This window comes from Noviherbaspirillum sp. UKPF54 (assembly GCF_007874125.1).
Lineage (GTDB): Bacteria > Pseudomonadota > Gammaproteobacteria > Burkholderiales > Burkholderiaceae_D > Noviherbaspirillum.
This window is the reverse complement of the sequence record NZ_CP040128.1, coordinates 271,279-287,086: the sequence shown is the minus strand read 5'-3', so window position 1 is coordinate 287,086 and position 15,808 is coordinate 271,279. Positions and strand designations below refer to the sequence as shown.

Annotated in this window: 21 protein-coding genes; 14 read left to right on the top strand and 7 right to left on the bottom strand. The window is 63.0% G+C overall.

What is annotated here, in order from left to right:
* The first annotated feature begins 13 nt into the window (after nt 1-13).
* The 4 genes from FAY22_RS01285 to FAY22_RS01270 are packed head-to-tail and all read left to right on the top strand — an operon-like array spanning nt 14 to nt 2,089.
* On the top strand, nt 14-439 hold the full coding sequence (locus FAY22_RS01285; protein ID WP_146328559.1) for a MarR family winged helix-turn-helix transcriptional regulator: 426 nt from the start codon (nt 14-16) through the stop codon (nt 437-439).
* A gap of 54 nt (nt 440-493) precedes the next feature.
* Nucleotides 494-958, top strand: a complete 465-nt coding sequence (locus FAY22_RS01280) for a cupin domain-containing protein (RefSeq protein WP_146328558.1) — start codon at nt 494-496, stop codon at nt 956-958.
* 59 nt (nt 959-1,017) lie between these two features.
* Nucleotides 1,018-1,443: a PaaI family thioesterase gene (locus FAY22_RS01275; RefSeq protein WP_146328557.1), complete on the top strand. Its 426-nt coding sequence runs from the start codon at nt 1,018-1,020 to the stop codon at nt 1,441-1,443.
* Nucleotide 1,444: 1 nt separating this feature from the next.
* Entirely contained in the window at nt 1,445-2,089 is a 645-nt protein-coding gene (locus tag FAY22_RS01270) for an alpha-ketoglutarate-dependent dioxygenase AlkB (protein ID WP_146328556.1), read from the top strand.
* Here FAY22_RS01270 and FAY22_RS01265 read toward each other — a convergent pair.
* A complete protein-coding gene (locus FAY22_RS01265) occupies nt 2,070-2,285 on the bottom strand; it encodes a hypothetical protein (protein ID WP_146328555.1) in 216 nt (71 codons plus the stop codon). The genes FAY22_RS01270 and FAY22_RS01265 overlap by 20 nt on opposite strands.
* Before the next feature lie 296 nt (nt 2,286-2,581).
* On the opposite strand from FAY22_RS01265, the gene FAY22_RS01260 reads away from it, so the two are divergent.
* The 6 genes from FAY22_RS01260 (at nt 2,582) to FAY22_RS01235 (ending at nt 7,699) form a co-directional block, all read left to right on the top strand.
* Nucleotides 2,582-3,034 carry a hypothetical protein gene (locus FAY22_RS01260; protein WP_146328554.1) on the top strand — a complete coding sequence of 151 codons (453 nt, stop codon included), beginning with the start codon at nt 2,582-2,584 and terminating at the stop codon, nt 3,032-3,034.
* Nucleotides 3,035-3,133: 99 nt separating this feature from the next.
* On the top strand, nt 3,134-3,505 hold the full coding sequence (locus tag FAY22_RS01255; protein WP_146328553.1) for a SirB2 family protein: 372 nt from the start codon (nt 3,134-3,136) through the stop codon (nt 3,503-3,505).
* 48 nt (nt 3,506-3,553) lie between these two features.
* Entirely contained in the window at nt 3,554-4,921 is a 1,368-nt protein-coding gene (yegQ, locus tag FAY22_RS01250) for a tRNA 5-hydroxyuridine modification protein YegQ (protein ID WP_146328552.1), read from the top strand.
* Nucleotides 4,922-5,002: 81 nt separating this feature from the next.
* Nucleotides 5,003-5,872: a neutral zinc metallopeptidase gene (locus FAY22_RS01245; RefSeq protein ID WP_146328551.1), complete on the top strand. Its 870-nt coding sequence runs from the start codon at nt 5,003-5,005 to the stop codon at nt 5,870-5,872.
* Nucleotides 5,873-5,909: 37 nt separating this feature from the next.
* A complete protein-coding gene (locus tag FAY22_RS01240; RefSeq protein ID WP_146328550.1) occupies nt 5,910-6,128 on the top strand; it encodes an RNA-binding S4 domain-containing protein in 219 nt (72 codons plus the stop codon).
* A gap of 128 nt (nt 6,129-6,256) precedes the next feature.
* Nucleotides 6,257-7,699, top strand: a complete 1,443-nt coding sequence (locus tag FAY22_RS01235) for a 3'-5' exonuclease family protein (protein WP_146328549.1) — start codon at nt 6,257-6,259, stop codon at nt 7,697-7,699.
* Nucleotides 7,700-7,754: 55 nt separating this feature from the next.
* Here the strand turns inward: FAY22_RS01235 and FAY22_RS01230 are convergent, their stop codons facing one another.
* Together FAY22_RS01230 and FAY22_RS01225 are read right to left on the bottom strand one after the other, a co-directional pair.
* The gene (locus FAY22_RS01230) at nt 7,755-8,138 is read right to left on the bottom strand and encodes an Hsp20/alpha crystallin family protein (RefSeq protein ID WP_146328548.1); all 384 of its coding nucleotides are present in this window, start codon (nt 8,136-8,138) and stop codon (nt 7,755-7,757) included.
* A gap of 14 nt (nt 8,139-8,152) precedes the next feature.
* Nucleotides 8,153-8,593: an Hsp20/alpha crystallin family protein gene (locus FAY22_RS01225; protein WP_146333106.1), complete on the bottom strand. Its 441-nt coding sequence runs from the start codon at nt 8,591-8,593 to the stop codon at nt 8,153-8,155.
* A 191-nt stretch (nt 8,594-8,784) separates the two neighbouring features.
* Here FAY22_RS01225 and FAY22_RS01220 point away from each other — a divergent pair, with 191 nt between their 5' ends.
* Genes FAY22_RS01220 through trxC form a run of 3 tightly spaced genes read left to right on the top strand, consistent with a single transcriptional unit; the run spans nt 8,785 to nt 10,499 of the window.
* Nucleotides 8,785-9,735: a DnaJ C-terminal domain-containing protein gene (locus FAY22_RS01220; protein ID WP_146328547.1), complete on the top strand. Its 951-nt coding sequence runs from the start codon at nt 8,785-8,787 to the stop codon at nt 9,733-9,735.
* A 12-nt stretch (nt 9,736-9,747) separates the two neighbouring features.
* Nucleotides 9,748-10,056 carry a chaperone modulator CbpM gene (locus FAY22_RS01215; protein WP_146328546.1) on the top strand — a complete coding sequence of 103 codons (309 nt, stop codon included), beginning with the start codon at nt 9,748-9,750 and terminating at the stop codon, nt 10,054-10,056.
* 14 nt (nt 10,057-10,070) lie between these two features.
* The gene (gene trxC / locus FAY22_RS01210; protein WP_146328545.1) at nt 10,071-10,499 is read left to right on the top strand and encodes a thioredoxin TrxC; all 429 of its coding nucleotides are present in this window, start codon (nt 10,071-10,073) and stop codon (nt 10,497-10,499) included.
* 74 nt (nt 10,500-10,573) lie between these two features.
* On the opposite strand, the gene phaP is transcribed toward trxC, so the two are convergent.
* Nucleotides 10,574-11,125, bottom strand: a complete 552-nt coding sequence (phaP, locus tag FAY22_RS01205; protein WP_146328544.1) for a TIGR01841 family phasin — start codon at nt 11,123-11,125, stop codon at nt 10,574-10,576.
* A gap of 330 nt (nt 11,126-11,455) precedes the next feature.
* Here phaP and FAY22_RS01200 point away from each other — a divergent pair, with 330 nt between their 5' ends.
* Entirely contained in the window at nt 11,456-12,466 is a 1,011-nt protein-coding gene (locus tag FAY22_RS01200; RefSeq protein WP_146328543.1) for a hypothetical protein, read from the top strand.
* A gap of 53 nt (nt 12,467-12,519) precedes the next feature.
* On the opposite strand, the gene FAY22_RS01195 is transcribed toward FAY22_RS01200, so the two are convergent.
* From FAY22_RS01195 to FAY22_RS01185, 3 genes are all read right to left on the bottom strand, one after another.
* Entirely contained in the window at nt 12,520-13,221 is a 702-nt protein-coding gene (locus FAY22_RS01195) for a hypothetical protein (RefSeq protein ID WP_146328542.1), read from the bottom strand.
* A gap of 389 nt (nt 13,222-13,610) precedes the next feature.
* On the bottom strand, nt 13,611-14,351 hold the full coding sequence (phbB, locus tag FAY22_RS01190; protein WP_146328541.1) for an acetoacetyl-CoA reductase: 741 nt from the start codon (nt 14,349-14,351) through the stop codon (nt 13,611-13,613).
* 52 nt (nt 14,352-14,403) lie between these two features.
* Complete coding sequence (locus FAY22_RS01185) at nt 14,404-15,579, bottom strand: acetyl-CoA C-acetyltransferase (RefSeq protein ID WP_146328540.1); 1,176 nt, start codon at nt 15,577-15,579, stop codon at nt 14,404-14,406.
* Nucleotides 15,580-15,808: the final 229 nt, after the last annotated feature.

Here is a 15,808-nt window from a genome sequence, read left to right as displayed (position 1 = left end):
CTTTTTCTATCCCGTGAAGCCGATCAGACTGCCCTGCTATGCCGGCTCGTTTCGCCAGGCCGCGCGCATCGTGACGCAAATGTACGATGCCGCGCTCAAGCCGTCGGGCGTGAAGATCACCCAGTTCGGCATCCTGCGCCTGCTGAACGCCTATCCGGGCCTGACGACCGGCGAGATGGCCGAGGCGCTGGTGATGGACAGCACGACGCTCACGCGCACGCTGAAAATCATCCAGGACAATGGCTGGATTGCGGTGGTGCCCGGAGCAGACCGGCGCGAGCGGCACTGGAGCATCACGCCGGCGGGGCTGGAAAAGATGCAGCAGGCGCTGCCGCTGTGGAAGAATGCACAAAAGGAATTTGCGGGACTGGCGCAGGACGTGGACCTGGACAGCCTGACCCGCACGGTTTTTCACTTGGTGCAGAAAGTGGGTACATAAATTTTTTTGCCCGAATAGATGTATATACACCCTTATTACGGAAGGAGCAGGACGATGAGCGAATCGCAACTCGACGTAGTAACAGGCAGGAATTTTTCCAGCGCACAAGTCGGCGCATTAAGCAATCTGGATCGCTACCAGTTCTTCCACCCGCTGGGCAAGGGGCGCGGCTTTCCAGGCAAGCTGTTCCTGAAGGAGGCGCTCGGCATGAACGGCATGGAAGTGTCCCTCAACAAGCTGCCGGCGGGCCAGGGCGTACCGTTCTATCATCAGCACATGACGCACGAAGAGCTGTATATCTTCCTGCGGGGACGCGGCCAGTTCCAGGTCGACGGGCAGGTGCTCGACGTGTGCGAGGGCACCGTCATCCGCATCGCGCCCGACGGCGTGCGCACCTGGCGCAATCATTCGGAGGAAGACCTGTATTACATCGTGGTACAGGCCAGGGCCGGCAGCATGGAAGCAAGTGCCATCGACGATGGCGTGGCGTGTCCTGAAAAGGTAAGCTGGCCGGCCTGATCCGTGCTGGAACGCCTGTGCGCCCGGCATGAATATCCAACCAAGCGAGGTTCAGAACTATGCAAGCAAGCATCACCGCAGACGCCTTCAACGAGCGCGGCAAGCCCTTCCTGCCGGGACTGCTCGGCATCGTCGTGACCGCCGTCGACAAGGAATTCCTCAAAGCCGAACTGGCGGTGCAGCCATCGCACTTGGCGCCCAACGGTTACCTGCACGCCGGCAGCGTGGTGACGCTGGCCGATACGGCCTGCGGCTACGCCTGCATCGCCAACCTGCCGCAGGGTGCCGCCAGCTTCACCACCATCGAACTCAAGAGCAATTTCCTGGGAACCGCGCGCGAAGGCGTGGTCGAATGCGAAGCGCGTGCCGTGCACACCGGCCGCAATACGCAAGTGTGGGACGCATTGGTCAAACACCGCGACACCGGCAAGCTGATTGCCACCTTCCGCTGCACGCAGATGATCCTGTGGCCGAAGCAGGCGTGAGATGAACGACCTGTTCGGGCCAGCTCCGGCGCTGGAGCCGATCCCGATGATCGACGCCGACGTGACGTTCATGCACGGCTTCTACCGCCAGCCGCACACCGGTTTCCTGCTGCAGGCGCTATTGCGGGAAATCGCGTGGCGCCAGGAGACGATCCGCCTGTGGGACAAGGAGTACCTGCAGCCGCGGCTGTCGGCCTGGTATGGCGATGCGGGGGCGCGCTACACCTACTCCGGCTCCACCTTCGAGCCGCATGCGTGGACGGAAACGCTCATGGGCATCAAGGAAGACATCGAGGCCCTGAGCGGGCATCGCTTCAACAGCGTGCTGTGCAACCTCTACCGCAACGAGCGCGACAGCGTGAGCTGGCACAGCGACAACGAGGCCGAGTTCGGCGAGCAGCCGGTGATCGCTTCGCTGAGCCTGGGCGAGACGCGCGTCTTCAAGTTGCGCCACAAGCGCCGCAAGGACCAGAAGCGCATCGCGCTCGAGCTGACCGACGGCAGCCTGCTGATCATGGCGGGCGCCACGCAGCAGCATTGGCAGCACGCCGTCGAGAAGGAACGCGGCCCTTGCGGGCCACGCATCAACCTTACCTTCCGCAATATCGTGCTACCGCGCGCGGCAATTATCCGCGCGACGCCATGAAGCGCAATTCGTTGGCCAGATTCGGCGTCAATCCCTCGTAACGACGGCACAGGGAAGCGAGGTCGTCGGTGGCGGATGCGCGGCGGCGGCGCGGCTTGACCGCCAGCAGCGCGGACAGCAACGCCAGCGCGGCCTTGCCGACGTTGTTGAAATACCGATCGCCGAAAACGGGTTGGGTGCTGGTCAGAACCGACATGGCTATTCCTTTCATTCATGCATTGCCTTGTTCGATTCCAATGTAGATGGGCAACAACCATAATTCCAATTGCGAATCCCCATATCAGACATTCGCCGAAAATATATCTTCGGCCCGCACGGAGACAATGCGGAAAGTTTGCAACCGGATGTAACCCGGCTGCGGCTAAGTACATGAATTTATTGCAATCTTGCATTTCTTAGCGTTACATTCTTCTACAAGCCGGTACGCATGCTTCGCCGCGCATCGACCAAGATACCGTCATGGACAAGCCTGCCCGGAAGGAGAACACCATCATGAAAAACCGCTATCTGCTACTGGCCGCCCTCGTCATGGGCATGGGCGCCGACTTCTCGGCACTGGCCGACCCGCCGCCGTGGGCACCGGCACATGGCCGCCGCGCCAAGGAAATGCAACCGGAAGTGGTCGAAGTGCGCCCCGTCGTGCGCCAGTACAACTACATCTATTACCCGGCCTACCAGGTGTATTACGCGCCCGATTCGCAAATGTGGTTCTGGATGAGCGGCGGGAATTGGCAGTTCGGCATGAACCTGCCGGTCCAATACTCGCGCTACAGCTATGCCGGCGGCGGCGTGACCGTCATGCTCAATTCGGACCGCCCGTTTGTCGAACACGCCTACGTCGAGCGTACGTATGGAAGGCCGTGGCGCGAAAAACACGGGCACAGGGAAGATCACGACAGACGCGACGACGATCGCCACGGCGACCGCCGAGGGCATCGCGACTGAACGCGGTGACCGCCGCAGCGCCGGCAAGCTGCCGGCGCAGGGCAGGCCGAATCTGCTCTACAATGCCGCTCATCCGACCACATCCCGCATTTGCCTCCGATGAGCTACCTCGCAATCAAGCACCTCCACATGACCTGCGCCGCGCTGAGCGGCAGCTTCTTCCTGGTGCGCGGCATCTGGATGCTGCGCGACTCCGCCCTGCTCAAGCAACGCTGGGTCGGTATCGCGCCGCATGTGGTCGATACCGTGCTGCTGGGCAGCGCGCTGACGATGGTGGTGTGGAGCGGCCAGTATCCGTTCGTGCAAGGCTGGCTGACCGCGAAGGTACTCGCGCTGGTCGCCTACATCCTGCTCGGCGCGGTGGCCTTGAAGCGTGGCAGGACCAAGGCCGTGCGTACCACGGCGTTCATCGCGGCGCTGCTGGTATTCGCCTACATCGTGAAAGTCGCGCTCACCCGGCAGGTATTTTGACCGGCCCGGTATAATCACGGCCGTCGTTGTTCTCCCTGAAAGTCCCCCATGCCTCGCGCCCCCGAACTCCTGCTCCCCGCCGGCTCGCTGTCCAAGATGCACGCCGCCTTCGATTTCGGCGCCGACGCCGTCTATGCCGGCCAGCCGCGCTACAGCCTGCGCGCGCGCAACAATGAATTCTCGACGCTGGATGCGCTCGCAGCCGGCATCGGCGAAGCCCATGCGCGCGGCAAGCTGTTCTTCGTCGCCTCCAACATCTTCGCGCACAACGCCAAGCTGAAGACCTACCTGCGCGACATGGAGCCGGTGATCGCGATGAAGCCGGATGCATTGATCATGGCCGATCCCGGCCTGATCATGATGGTGCGCGAAAAGTGGCCGGAAGTGCCGGTGCACCTGTCGGTGCAGGCCAACGCCGTGAACTGGGCCGACGTGAAGTTCTGGCACAAGATGGGGCTGACGCGCGTGATCCTGTCGCGTGAACTGTCGCTCGACGAGATCGAGGAAATCCGCCAGCAATGCCCGGAGATGGAACTCGAAGTCTTCGTGCACGGCGCCTTGTGCATCGCCTATTCCGGGCGCTGCCTGCTGTCCGGCTACTTCAATCACCGCGACCCGAACCAGGGCACCTGCACCAACTCCTGCCGCTGGGATTACAAGGTGATGAATGCATCGGAAGACGCCAGCGGCGACATCGCGCGCATTCCGGTGGAGACGCTCAAGTTCAACTACCAGCAGGCGCTGGAGGAAGCGAACCAGTCGTTTTCCGCGCTGGGCGACATGCCGCGCCATCCGCTGGCCGACCAGCCCTACCTGATCGAGGAAGCGGGGCGTCCGGGCCAGCTGATGCCGATCCTGGAAGACGAGCACGGCACCTACATCATGAATTCGAAGGATCTGCGCGCGGTCGAGCACGTCGAGCGGCTGGTCAAGATCGGCGTCGACTCGCTCAAGATCGAAGGCCGCACCAAGTCGCTGTACTACGTGGCGCGCACCGCGCAAGTGTACCGCCGCGCCATCGACGACGCGGTGGCGGGACGCCCGTTCAACGAAGGCTTGCTGGGCGAACTGCAGGGGCTGGCCAACCGCGGCTACACCGACGGCTTCTACCAGCGCCACCATACGCAGGATTACCAGAACTACATGAGCGGCGTGTCGGAAGTGCACCGCAGCCACTATGTCGGCGACGTGCAATCGGTGGCCGACGGCTGGGCCGAGGTCGAGGTAAAGAACAGGTTCTCGGTCGGCGACCGGCTGGAAGTGATCCACCCCAGCGGCAACCAGATCGTCAAGCTCGAATCGATGAAATCGTCGGAAGACGGTGCGCCGCTGACGGTCGCCGCCGGCAGCGGCCACCGCGTGCGCATTCCGCTCGAAGCGCGCTTCGACAAGGCCTTGCTGGCGCGCCTGCTGTAAGGCGGCATCTCTTTCCATGGCACTTACGTCCATCTTTGTTGTCCATCCATTTCCGGCGAGTACGGCTACAGGAGAAACGTCATGAGGTGGGAAGGCAATCGCGAAAGCGACAATGTGGAAGACCGCCGTGATGGCGGCGGCGGTTTCGGCATCGGCCTGGGCGGCGGTTCGCTGGGCATCGGCACGGTCGTCATCGCGGTCGTGGCGTCGCTGCTGTTCGGCGTCAACCCGCTGTCCATCCTCAGCATGCTGAGCGGCGGCTCGCAACAGACCGCGCAAGTCCAGTCCCCGCAGCATGCGCCCGCCAACGACCAGATGACGCGCTTCGTGCGCACCGTGCTGGCCGACACCGAAGACACCTGGACCGATCTGTTCCGCGAGCAAGGCCGCCAGTATGTCGACCCGCGCCTGGTGCTGTATTCCGGCAGGACGCCAACGGCTTGCGGCACCGGCCTGACCGCGGTCGGCCCGTTCTATTGCCCGGGCGACCAGAAAGTGTATATCGATCTCTCCTTCTACCGCCTCATGCAGCAGCGCTTCAACGTTTCCGGCGAATTCGCGCAAGCCTACGTGATCGCGCATGAAGTCGGGCACCATGTGCAGCACCTGCTCGGCATTTCGGACAAGGTCGACAGCATGCGCCGCCGGGTGTCGGAAGCGCAGGCCAACGCCTTGTCGGTGCGACTGGAACTGCAGGCCGACTGCTTCGCCGGCGTCTGGGCCTACCACGCGAACCAGACGCGCCACATCCTGGAAGAAGGCGATGTCGAAACGGCGCTGAACGCCGCGTCCGCGATCGGCGACGACGCACTGCAAAAGCAGGCGCAGGGTTATGTCGTGCCCGATTCATTCACCCACGGCAGCTCGGCGCAGCGCGTACGCTGGTTCACGCGCGGCATCGAAACCGGGAAAATGAGCGCCTGCAATACCTTCGAGGCACGCCAGCTCTGATTACCACGCGGGCGCTTGCCCGCACTTACCTCCGACCATGCAAAAACTTGATTTCACCCTTGACGGCGAATACGTCGAACTCAACCAACTGCTCAAGCTCGTCGGCATCTGCGACAGCGGCGGTGCCGGCAAGGCGCTCGTGGCCGGCGGCGATGTCTGCGTCGACGGCAAGACGGAATTGCGCAAGACGTGCAAGATCCGCGCAGGACAAGTCGTCAGCCTGGGCGACGTGCGCATCCGCGTCGTTTCTGCCTGAATGTGCAGTGAACTTTTTGCATTTTCTGCGGTCAAAGATTGATTCTGCCGGCGCCCGCCGGCCGCCCTTCTTCCTGTAATCAGCGTTGCCCCACATCGCTGGTCAGCCGACTGTGGAATTGCACCGCCATGCTCAATCGCTATCCCAAGCTGATCTTCATCGACCTGGAGACGACGGGGCCCAATCCGGCTGCCGACTTCATCACTGAAATCGGCCTGGTGGAGGTTTCCGCCGCCGGCGTGAGCCGCTGGTCGGCGCTGGTCAATCCGCAAGCACCGATTCCACCGTTCATCCAGCACCTGACCGGCATCAGCGACGCCATGGTGCGCGACGCACCGACCTTCGCCACGCTGGCCGGCGAGGTGCTGCACCGCCTGCAGGGCGGCCTGTTCATCGCGCACAACGCGCGCTTCGATTACGGCTTCCTGCGCAATGCGTTCAAGCGCCTCGGCATGACGTTGCGCTGCGAGGCGCTGTGCACGGTCAAGCTCTCGCGCAAGCTGTTTCCGCAGGAGATCAAGCATAGTCTCGACGCGCTGGTGGAGCGTCACGGCCTGTCGGCGCAGGCGCGCCATCGCGCGCTGGCCGATGCCGACCTGCTCTGGCAGTTCTGGAGAAAGCTGGAGGCGACGCTGGCGCCGGAAGCCCTCGATGACGCGGTCGGACAACTGCTGCAGCGTCCGAGCATTCCTGCGCAGCTGGAACCGGAACTGCTCGACGACCTGCCGGACACGCCGGGCGTGTACGTGTTCCATGGCGAGCACGACGTCGCGCTGTATGTGGGCCGCGGCCAGCAACTGCGGCAGCGCGTGCTCGCGCATTTCCCCGACCACCCTTCCAGCCGCGGCGCGCAGCTCGCGCGCGCCGTGCGCCGCCTCGCGTGGCACGAGACGGCGGGAGAAATCGGGGCGCAACTGCTGGAAGCGCAACTGCAAAAGCGCCTGAGACCGGTGCACGGCGCGCCGCGCGAACGCGACATATGCAGCTGGCAACTACGTCCCGCGCCCGACGGCCGCCGGCGACCGGTGCTGGTCCATGCCAGCGAACTGGATTTCGGCCGCGGCGAGCACCTGTACGGCTTGTTCAATTCACCCGACAAGGCCGAGATGGCGCTCCAGGCGCTCACCGACGAGCATGGCCTGTGCCCGGTACTGCTCGGGCTGGAAGCGCGCAACGATACCGGCCTCGCATGCAACGCGCACGCAGCGGGCCGCTGTCGCGGCGCATGCGCTGGCCAGGAGCCGCCGGAGCAGCACGAGGCCCGCCTCGAGCTCGCGCTGGCCGCGCTCAAACTCAAGCCCTGGCCCTACGTCGGGCCGATCGGCCTGCTCGAAACCGGCACCGCCGGCAGAAGCGAGGTGCACGTGGTCGACAACTGGAGCTACCTCGGCACGGTGCGCGACGAACGCGACTTGTGGGACATCCTGGAGCAGGCGCCGGCGCTATCGGCCTTCGACGTCGACACCTACAAGACCGTCACGCGCGCGCTTGCGCTGGGCAAGCTGCAGGTCCACCCGCTGTCGGCACGCAAGATCGCCTCGCCGATCCGCCTGGCGCAATTCGTGCAATAAGCTCGTGCAATAAAAAGGCGGGACCGTAGTCCCGCCATGCACGAACGCAAGCCGGTCAGCTTACCTTGATGTCGATCTTGCGCGGCTGCGCATGTTCTGCCTTCGGAATGCGCAGCTTGAGCACGCCATTCTTGAATTCGGCCGCTGCCTTCTCGCTGTCGAGTTCCTTGGACAGGGTAAACACGCGACGGTAGCGCGGCAGCCTGACTTCGGCATGGCTCGATTCCATACCTTCCGTCGTGCCCAGCGCGACCTCGCCCTCGATGGTCAGGCTGTCAGCTTCCAGCTGCAGGCTCAGCTTATCCTTCGGCACGCCCGGCAAGTCGGCGTATAGCGTGATGCCGGACGCATCCTCGACCACGTCGACCGGCGGCAGCAGGGCCGCCTCGTTGCGAGCCGCGCCGTCTTCCTTCTTCGTCACATTGGTGTTTTCGCTCATGATCGATCTCCTTCTTACTGAATGGCGATGCGGCGCGGCTGCGGTGCCTGGCGGCGCTTGACGCTGACATGCAGCACGCCGTCACGATAGGTGGCCGACACGCCGCTCGGATTGATGTCGTCATCCGGCAGGCTGACCACGCGCCGGAAGCGGCCGGCGAAGCGCTCGTTGATATGGACCGAGGTCTTCTCGTCCTCCTTGGGCAGTTCGGCCGCGCGCTCGCCGGAAATCGTAAGCACGCCGCGGTCCAGGTGGACATCGATGCTGTTCGGATCGAGGCCCGGGGCGAATGCATACAGTTCCACGCTCTGCGGCGTGCCGCCGATGTTCAGCGCGGGAAAGGCGCCATAGCCCGCGCCGCGGATGCTGGGATTGGTATCGAGTGCCTGCTGCAGGTCGCGCTGCAGGCGGTCAAACTCCGCGAATATGTCGCGGGGGAACATCGACCGGTACATCATGCTGTTCTCCTTCATGTGCAATGGGTTTAATTCACCAGCCGGCGCACGTTTCAGCCGTGCCGCAGCGGCCTGTATTCCCAACATAAGTTCGCCGTGCAAAATTTCAATGCCTTGATTTCGGGCGTGGCCGGCACCATCTTTTACGACGACAATCCTTTGTAGTTCCTCAGTTCTGAAGGAGATCTTTCTTGGAATTCAAGGACTATTACCAGACCCTGGGCGTGTCCCGGGATGCCAGCGCGGACGAGATCAAGAAGGCGTTCCGCAAGCTGGCGCGCAAGTACCATCCGGACGTGTCGAAGGAACCGGATGCGGAAGCGCGCATGAAAGAGGTCAACGAGGCGTTCGCGGTGCTTTCCGATACCGAAAAGCGCGCCGCCTACGACCAGCTGGGCCAGCGTTATCACGCCGGGCAGGAATTCCATGCGCCGCCCGACTGGGATGCCGGATTCGAATTTTCCGGCGCGGGCATGCCCGACGGGGCCGATTTCAGCGACTTTTTCTCCGAACTGTTCGGCGCCCATATGGGGCGCGGCGCAAGACATGCCGGCCAGGCACACTTCCAGATGCGCGGCGAAGACCATCACGCCAAGGTCATGCTAGATCTGGAGGACGCCTACCATGGCGCCACGCGCACCCTGACGCTGCGCGTGCCGCGCCAGGATGCGCGCGGCCACGTCGGCCTGGCGGAACATACGCTCGACGTGCACATTCCAAAGGGCGTGCGCGAGGGGCAGCTGATCCGGCTGGCCGGACAGGGCAACCCCGGCATCGGCGGCGCTCCGCCCGGCGACCTGTACCTGGAAGTGCATTTCAAGCCGCATGCGCGCTATCGCGTCGAAGGGCGCGACGTCTATGCGACGCTGCCGATCGCGCCGTGGGAAGCGGCGCTGGGCGCAAACGTGCAGGCGCCGGTGCCGGACGGCGTGCTCGAGGTGCGTATTCCGGATGGCTCGCAGACCGGGCGCAAGCTGCGCCTCAAGGGGCGCGGCATTCCGGGCCCGACGCCCGGCGACCTGTACCTGGTGATGGAAGTGGTGCTGCCGCCGGCGGCCAGCGAGAAGGCGCGCGAACTGTACCGGACCATGGCGCGCGAGATGGCGTTCAATCCCCGCGAGAGGATTCATGCCACCCTCTAAGGAGTCTGAGTCATGCAAGAACACGTCGCATTGCTGCTGGAGGACGCGCAGCTGACGCTCGACGAGCTGGCGGTAAGCTGCGCCGTCAGCCGCGAATGGATCATCGAACACGTGCAGGCCGGCGTGCTGCCAGCCCGGCCTGGCGCGGACCCGGCGCGCTGGCTGTTTTCCGGCGGCGACCTGCGGCGCACGCTGCGCCTGACCGGAATCGAACGCGGCTTCGACGCCAATCCCGAGTTGGCCGGGCTGGTAGCCGACCTGCTGGATGAACTGGATCGCCTGCGGGTGCGCATGCGGCGCGCCGGACTGTCACTGGACTAGAAAAGGAATATCCCATGCCCCTGCACATCGTCTGCCCCCGCTGTCAGGCGGTCAACCGCGTGCCGTCGGAACGCCTGTCCGAGTCGCCCGATTGCGGGCGCTGCCACCGCCCCTTGTTCGACGGCCATCCGGCGACGCTGAACACGGCCGATTTCGAGCGCCACGTCAGCCGCGGCGACATCCCGCTGCTGGTGGATTTCTGGGCGCCGTGGTGCGGCCCCTGCCGCATGATGGCACCGGCGTTCGAGCAGGCGGCCGCGCAACTGGAACCGAGGGTGCGGCTGGCGAAGGTAAACACCGACGAAGAACAGGCGCTGGGGGCTCGCCTTGCGATCCGCAGCATCCCCACGCTCGCGCTGTTCCATCAGGGACGGGAGATTGCGCGCCAGGCCGGCGCGATGGGCGCGGGCGACATCGTGCGTTGGGTACGCGCCCATCTGTGATACGCGTGGGGCAATAAAAAACGGGCCGCGACGCGGCCCGTTTTTTTTGAGCTGAAACTTGCCGCTGCTATCGATCAGGCAGCGCGCTGGACGGCAGTCTTGACGAACTGGCCGACGGCGGCATTCACGTTCGCTTCCAGCATTTCCATCGCCTGCTTGGCGGTGCTGGCGAACTGCTCGTAACCGCCGTTGGCATTGCCCAGAGCGGATTTCATGATGGCGACCACGCCTTCGGTGCCGGCCGGCGCCTTCTTGCTGGCTTCGTCGACGAGTTCGTTGACCTTGCTGGCGAGCGCAGCCATCTGCACTTCGGCCGCCTTGACGAATTCGGCATGAGCGCCGCTGGCGATACCGGAGACATGGTTACCGTAGGCGACCGCCTTTTCCAGAGCCGGCTTGCTCTGCGCCGTGACGACGGTAAGGAATTCCTGCGGGTCCTTGGCAGCCAGCAACTGGCGCGCGGCGGCCGACGATTCTTCCATCGAGGCCTTGACCGCGGTGATGTTCAGGTTGACCAGCTTTTCGATGCTTTCGAGAGTCTTGTTGGTCAGCGAGGCGTACAGCGCGAGGTTCGCTTCGAGGCTGTTCTTGGTGGCGACGGAAATCTGGTCTTGAATCGGGAACATGGGCTTCTCCAAAAATTCGGGCGCGCAAATGCGCGGTGGCGGTTGACAGAAAAACGTTGTCAGAATTTGTTGCGCAGCAACATGGAATATTCTAGAGATGCCGCCGGCGCAACACAAGGCAATTTTTGTGCATTGCACGAAAAAAGACGGCTTTTCTGGTTCGTCTGGCAATCTTCAATATCGAACCCGCAACAGCAGCGATCCCGCATGGATATGTATTCAACAAGTATGTTTAAAGTTCGCTAATATGAAAGCGGACAAACATACGCACAATGCCGGCCGCGCCGCCTTGCCGGAACCGGCTTTCCTCAATCTGGGAGGATCTCTGATATGGATAAAGACAATCCACGCGCCCGCCTGTATTACCTGTTCGGCGCCAAGCCCGGCGCGCACAGCCTGTCCTGGCCGGCACGTGTGCCGCCGGGGCTGTTCGCCGTTTCGGTCGGGTTGTTCGGATTGATCGGCGCATGGCGCCGTGCGGCGGCCTACGGATGGTCCGCTGCGGTCGACGTCGAACGCGTGATGATCTGGCCCGTCACCGCAATCTGGATCGCCACGCTGCTGCTGTATCTGTACAAGTGCGCGCGCTATCCGGGCACGGTGCTGCAGGAATTCCGCCATCCCGTACAAAGCTCACTGCAGGCGCTGCTGCCGCTGTCCATGCTGCTGGCGGTAATCATCCTGGCCCGTCCCGGCCAAGCCGCATGGCTGTCCGTGGCACTTGCTGCCCTGGCGCTGCATGCGCTCATCGGCTGCCGCGTGGTCGCCATGCTCGCCACCGGCCGCCTACCCGAAAATGCCATCACGCCAGCGCTCTACCTGCCCATCGTCGGCGGCGCGCTGGTTGGCGGCATGGCGCTGGCGACGCTGGATTACCGGGGCTGGGGAGCACTGCTGTTCGGCACCGGCCTGTCCGGCTGGGCGCTGCTGGAGGCGCGCATCCTTTCGCGCCTGTTCGAAGGTCCGATGCCGGAAGCACTGCGCCCGACCATCGGCGTGGAACTGGCGCCGCCGGCCATCGCCACGCTATCGGCGGCCGTAATCTGGCCCGAGCTGCCGGGCCAGGTGCTGGTGGTCGGCCTGGGCATCGCCGTGTCGCCGATCGTCGGCGTGCTGGCGCGTTTCCAATGGTGGGGAAAGGTGCCGTTCTCGCTCGGGTTCTGGTCGTTTTCTTTCCCGTTGGCCGCGCTGGCTTCGGCCGTCATCGAGGTAGTGCATCGCGGCGGCTGGCCGCAGGAAGCCGGCATCGCCGCACTGCTCGCCGCCTCGGCCGTGATCGCGCTGCTGGCGTTGCGGACCGTGGCGCTGCTGCTGCAAGGCAGGCTGCTGCCGGCGGGATAGATTTCGCGGCGACTGTCTGTGGCGCGCGACCGCCACGCGTCATCTATCCGAGATTAGGTCCTGCGCGTTCCCCGCCGATCCGCGGAATGCAGGGACACGCTGAACTCCAGGTTCGTGATCCCGATCGCACCGGGCGGCCCAGCCACGAACCCGAACCCCGGCTTCACCGGAAACAGCGAATCGTCGCGCAGCATCAGATCGGTCTGGCAGTTCGGGCTTGGGGAAAACAGGTACTGCTTGACCTCGCTCCAGACCGACTCGGTCACCCAGCCGAACAGGAAGAGCTGGTTCGGATACATCGAACTGTCCGAGTCGATGTAGCCCTTCTGGTTCTTTTGCAGGGGCGGCTCAGCCGGCAGGGAATCGGCGATGACCAGGGTCACCGCGCCCTCCCCGATCGAAAACGCCTCTTCGTTCTGGATCGACGCATAGGCCAGCCGCAAATGCCAGCGGCAGTTCAGGGCCACGCGCTTTTCCGAGCCGATCTTTTCGGTCTGCATCGACAAGCCGTCGGTCAGCGTCAGCTGGGTGCACTTCACCTGTCCTACCAGAGTCGGCTCCAGCTTTCTGAATTCGTCGAGGTTTTCATGCATGTTCCAGAAGAACCACTTGGCGCGCTCCCCTTCCGTCATGTCCGGCAAATCGCCGATGGTGCGGGAGCCGTGGGCCTCGATCGTGCGCATCACTTCCTTGCGCGACTTTTCATGCATTTCGTCAAGATCAGAACTGAACCGCTGGGTGTATTCGCTCCGCATAAAACCTCTCCAAATTCAGACTGTGGATTGTTTGTGATTGCCGCGCCATCCCGGCAAGGCCGCATCATTTCAGTGTAGGACTCATTTCACAGGTATCAAGCGTCGCCCCTGCGTGGCGTCTTCGCTGGCTTCGCATGTCAGGCCAATAGAGATGCATTCGAATCAATTAGTTCGTTGGCGGCAGCGCAAATGCGGCGATTTCGCGTGCCTCCCGGCGCGGCAGGGAAGTAAAACCATGAAGCCGTGCTCCGGCGCCTTCGGCATCCATGGCGATATCCCCGCGTATGCTGCACCGCACATCAAGGACACGCAAAAAACAATGGCGCGGTTGAACACGCATGTTCAACCGCGCCATTGGCAGGATGCGGCGACTGCCGCGCTCCGCTGCGTCAGTACATGTGCTGCCCGCCGTTGATGGCGATATTGGCGCCGGTCAGGAACGCCGCTTCATCGGACGCCAGGTAGGCGACCAGGCCAGCCACTTCTTCCGGCTTGCCCAGGCGGCCCATCGGGATCTGCGGAATGATCTTGCTTTCCAAAACCTCGGACGGAATCGCCATCACCATCTTGGTACCGATATAGCCCGGCGAGATGGTGTTGACGGTGACGCCCTTTTTCGCCACTTCCAGTGCCAGCGCCTTGGTGAAGCCGTGCATGCCGGCCTTGGCGGCGGAATAGTTGGTCTGGCCGAAGGCACCCTTCTGCCCGTTGACGGACGAGATGTTGATGATGCGGCCCCAGCCGCGATCGGTCATGCCGTCGCACACCGGCTTGGTCATGTTGAAGACGGAGTCGAGATTGGTCTTGATGACCGCATCCCAGTTGGTCTTGTCCATCTTCTTGAAGGTCATGTCGCGGGTGATGCCGGCGTTATTGACCAGCACGTCGACCGGGCCAATTTCCTCGGTGATCCGGTTGATGCAGGCTTGCGCCGAATCGTAATCCGCAACGTCGCACGGATAAGCGCGGAAACGGAAGCCCTTCTCTTCCATCTGGCTCAGCCATTCGCCAGCCTTGGTATTGCCCGGCGAATAGGTGGTGACGACTTGATAGCCGAGCGCCGCCATCTTGATGCAAATGGCTTCCCCTAATCCGCCCATGCCGCCTGTAACTAGTGCAACTCTTGCCATGTTCTATTCTCTCTCTATTTTCTCGTCTGTAATAACAACACCTCTGCGACTCTCAGCGCTCCACTGCGAGTGCAACTCCCATGCCACCGCCGATGCACAAGCTGGCCAAGCCACGCTTCGCATCACGACGGATCATTTCATGCAGCAGCGTCACCAGAATGCGGCAACCGGATGCACCAATCGGGTGACCGATCGCGATAGCGCCGCCGTTGACGTTGATCTTGCTGGTGTCCCAGCCCATCTCCTTGTTCACGCCGATCGCCTGCGCCGCAAACGCCTCGTTGATTTCCATCAGATCGAGATCGTTGTGGGTCCAGCCCGCCTTCTTCAGGCACAACTGGCTGGCCGGAACCGGGCCCATGCCCATAATGGTCGGATCGACGCCGGCCGAGGAATACGCCTTGATGCGCGCCATCGGCTTCAGGCCGAGTTCGTCTGCCTTTTTCGCCGACATCATGATCACCGCCGCCGCGCCGTCGTTGATGCCGGAAGCGTTGCCAGCGGTGACGGTGCCGTTCTTGTCGAATGCCGGACGCAGGCCGGCGAGCGAATCGAGCGTGACGCCCGGCTTGATGAACTCGTCGGTATCGAACACGACGGAGCCTTTCTTCGAGGCGATTTCCAGCGGCAGGATCTCATCCTTGAACTTGCCGGCCTTTTGTGCGGCTTCCGCCTTGTTTTGCGAAGCCACGGAGAACTCGTCCTGCTCCTGGCGCGATACGCCATATTTCTTCGCGACGTTTTCGGCGGTGATGCCCATGTGGTATTGGTTATAAACATCCCACAAGCCGTCGACGATCATGGTGTCGACCAGCTTGGCGTCGCCCATGCGGAAGCCGTCGCGCGAGCCGTTAAGCACGTGCGGCGAGGCGCTCATGTTTTCCTGGCCGCCAGCGATGATGATGTCGGCGTCACCGGCCTTGATCGCCTGCGCCGCCAGATGGGTGGCGCGCAGGCCGCTGCCGCATACCATATTGATGGTCATGCCGGGCACCATGTCGGGAAGGCCCGCGCGGATCACCGCCTGGCGCGCCGGATTCTGGCCCACGCCAGCCGTCAGCACCTGTCCCATGATCACGTCGTTGACCATTTCCGGCTTGATGCCGGTCTTGGCAAGCAGGCCCTTGATGACATGCGCGCCCAGATCGGCTGCGGCGATCTTGGACAGGGTGCCACCGAACTTGCCGACGGCGGTACGACCTGCGGCGACGATTACGACATCATTCATTTCAATTCTCCCTAGAAAGCGAACAATACGGCGCGAGATGCATGCCAATATGCATGCAACCTGCCCGCGCCGGCATGGTGGTTATGACGGCAGGACGTGCCCGGAAAAAAGCAGCGCCCATCATAGTCTTGAAGACAAGCACTTCATTTGATTTCACTCAATGCTCTGATGTGAAGTCAACAAGTGAACGAACGTGCTGCCGTTCACATGGAACATGTACGACAAATAC

Excerpts from the sequence above, each read along its gene's own strand:
- FAY22_RS01280 (WP_146328558.1), top strand. The coding sequence starts at position 494 with ATGAGCGAATCGCAACTCGACGTAGTAACAGGCAGGAATTTTTCCAGC.
- FAY22_RS01275 (WP_146328557.1), top strand. The coding sequence starts at position 1,018 with ATGCAAGCAAGCATCACCGCAGACGCCTTCAACGAGCGCGGCAAGCCC.
- FAY22_RS01270 (WP_146328556.1), top strand. The coding sequence starts at position 1,445 with ATGAACGACCTGTTCGGGCCAGCTCCGGCGCTGGAGCCGATCCCGATG.
- FAY22_RS01265 (WP_146328555.1), bottom strand. The coding sequence starts at position 2,285 with ATGTCGGTTCTGACCAGCACCCAACCCGTTTTCGGCGATCGGTATTTC.
- FAY22_RS01260 (WP_146328554.1), top strand. The coding sequence starts at position 2,582 with ATGAAAAACCGCTATCTGCTACTGGCCGCCCTCGTCATGGGCATGGGC.
- FAY22_RS01255 (WP_146328553.1), top strand. The coding sequence starts at position 3,134 with ATGAGCTACCTCGCAATCAAGCACCTCCACATGACCTGCGCCGCGCTG.
- yegQ (WP_146328552.1), top strand. The coding sequence starts at position 3,554 with ATGCCTCGCGCCCCCGAACTCCTGCTCCCCGCCGGCTCGCTGTCCAAG.
- FAY22_RS01245 (WP_146328551.1), top strand. The coding sequence starts at position 5,003 with ATGAGGTGGGAAGGCAATCGCGAAAGCGACAATGTGGAAGACCGCCGT.
- FAY22_RS01240 (WP_146328550.1), top strand. The coding sequence starts at position 5,910 with ATGCAAAAACTTGATTTCACCCTTGACGGCGAATACGTCGAACTCAAC.
- FAY22_RS01235 (WP_146328549.1), top strand. The coding sequence starts at position 6,257 with ATGCTCAATCGCTATCCCAAGCTGATCTTCATCGACCTGGAGACGACG.
- FAY22_RS01230 (WP_146328548.1), bottom strand. The coding sequence starts at position 8,138 with ATGAGCGAAAACACCAATGTGACGAAGAAGGAAGACGGCGCGGCTCGC.
- FAY22_RS01225 (WP_146333106.1), bottom strand. The coding sequence starts at position 8,593 with ATGTACCGGTCGATGTTCCCCCGCGACATATTCGCGGAGTTTGACCGC.
- FAY22_RS01215 (WP_146328546.1), top strand. The coding sequence starts at position 9,748 with ATGCAAGAACACGTCGCATTGCTGCTGGAGGACGCGCAGCTGACGCTC.
- trxC (WP_146328545.1), top strand. The coding sequence starts at position 10,071 with ATGCCCCTGCACATCGTCTGCCCCCGCTGTCAGGCGGTCAACCGCGTG.
- phaP (WP_146328544.1), bottom strand. The coding sequence starts at position 11,125 with ATGTTCCCGATTCAAGACCAGATTTCCGTCGCCACCAAGAACAGCCTC.
- FAY22_RS01200 (WP_146328543.1), top strand. The coding sequence starts at position 11,456 with ATGGATAAAGACAATCCACGCGCCCGCCTGTATTACCTGTTCGGCGCC.
- FAY22_RS01195 (WP_146328542.1), bottom strand. The coding sequence starts at position 13,221 with ATGCGGAGCGAATACACCCAGCGGTTCAGTTCTGATCTTGACGAAATG.
- phbB (WP_146328541.1), bottom strand. The coding sequence starts at position 14,351 with ATGGCAAGAGTTGCACTAGTTACAGGCGGCATGGGCGGATTAGGGGAA.
- FAY22_RS01185 (WP_146328540.1), bottom strand. The coding sequence starts at position 15,579 with ATGAATGATGTCGTAATCGTCGCCGCAGGTCGTACCGCCGTCGGCAAG.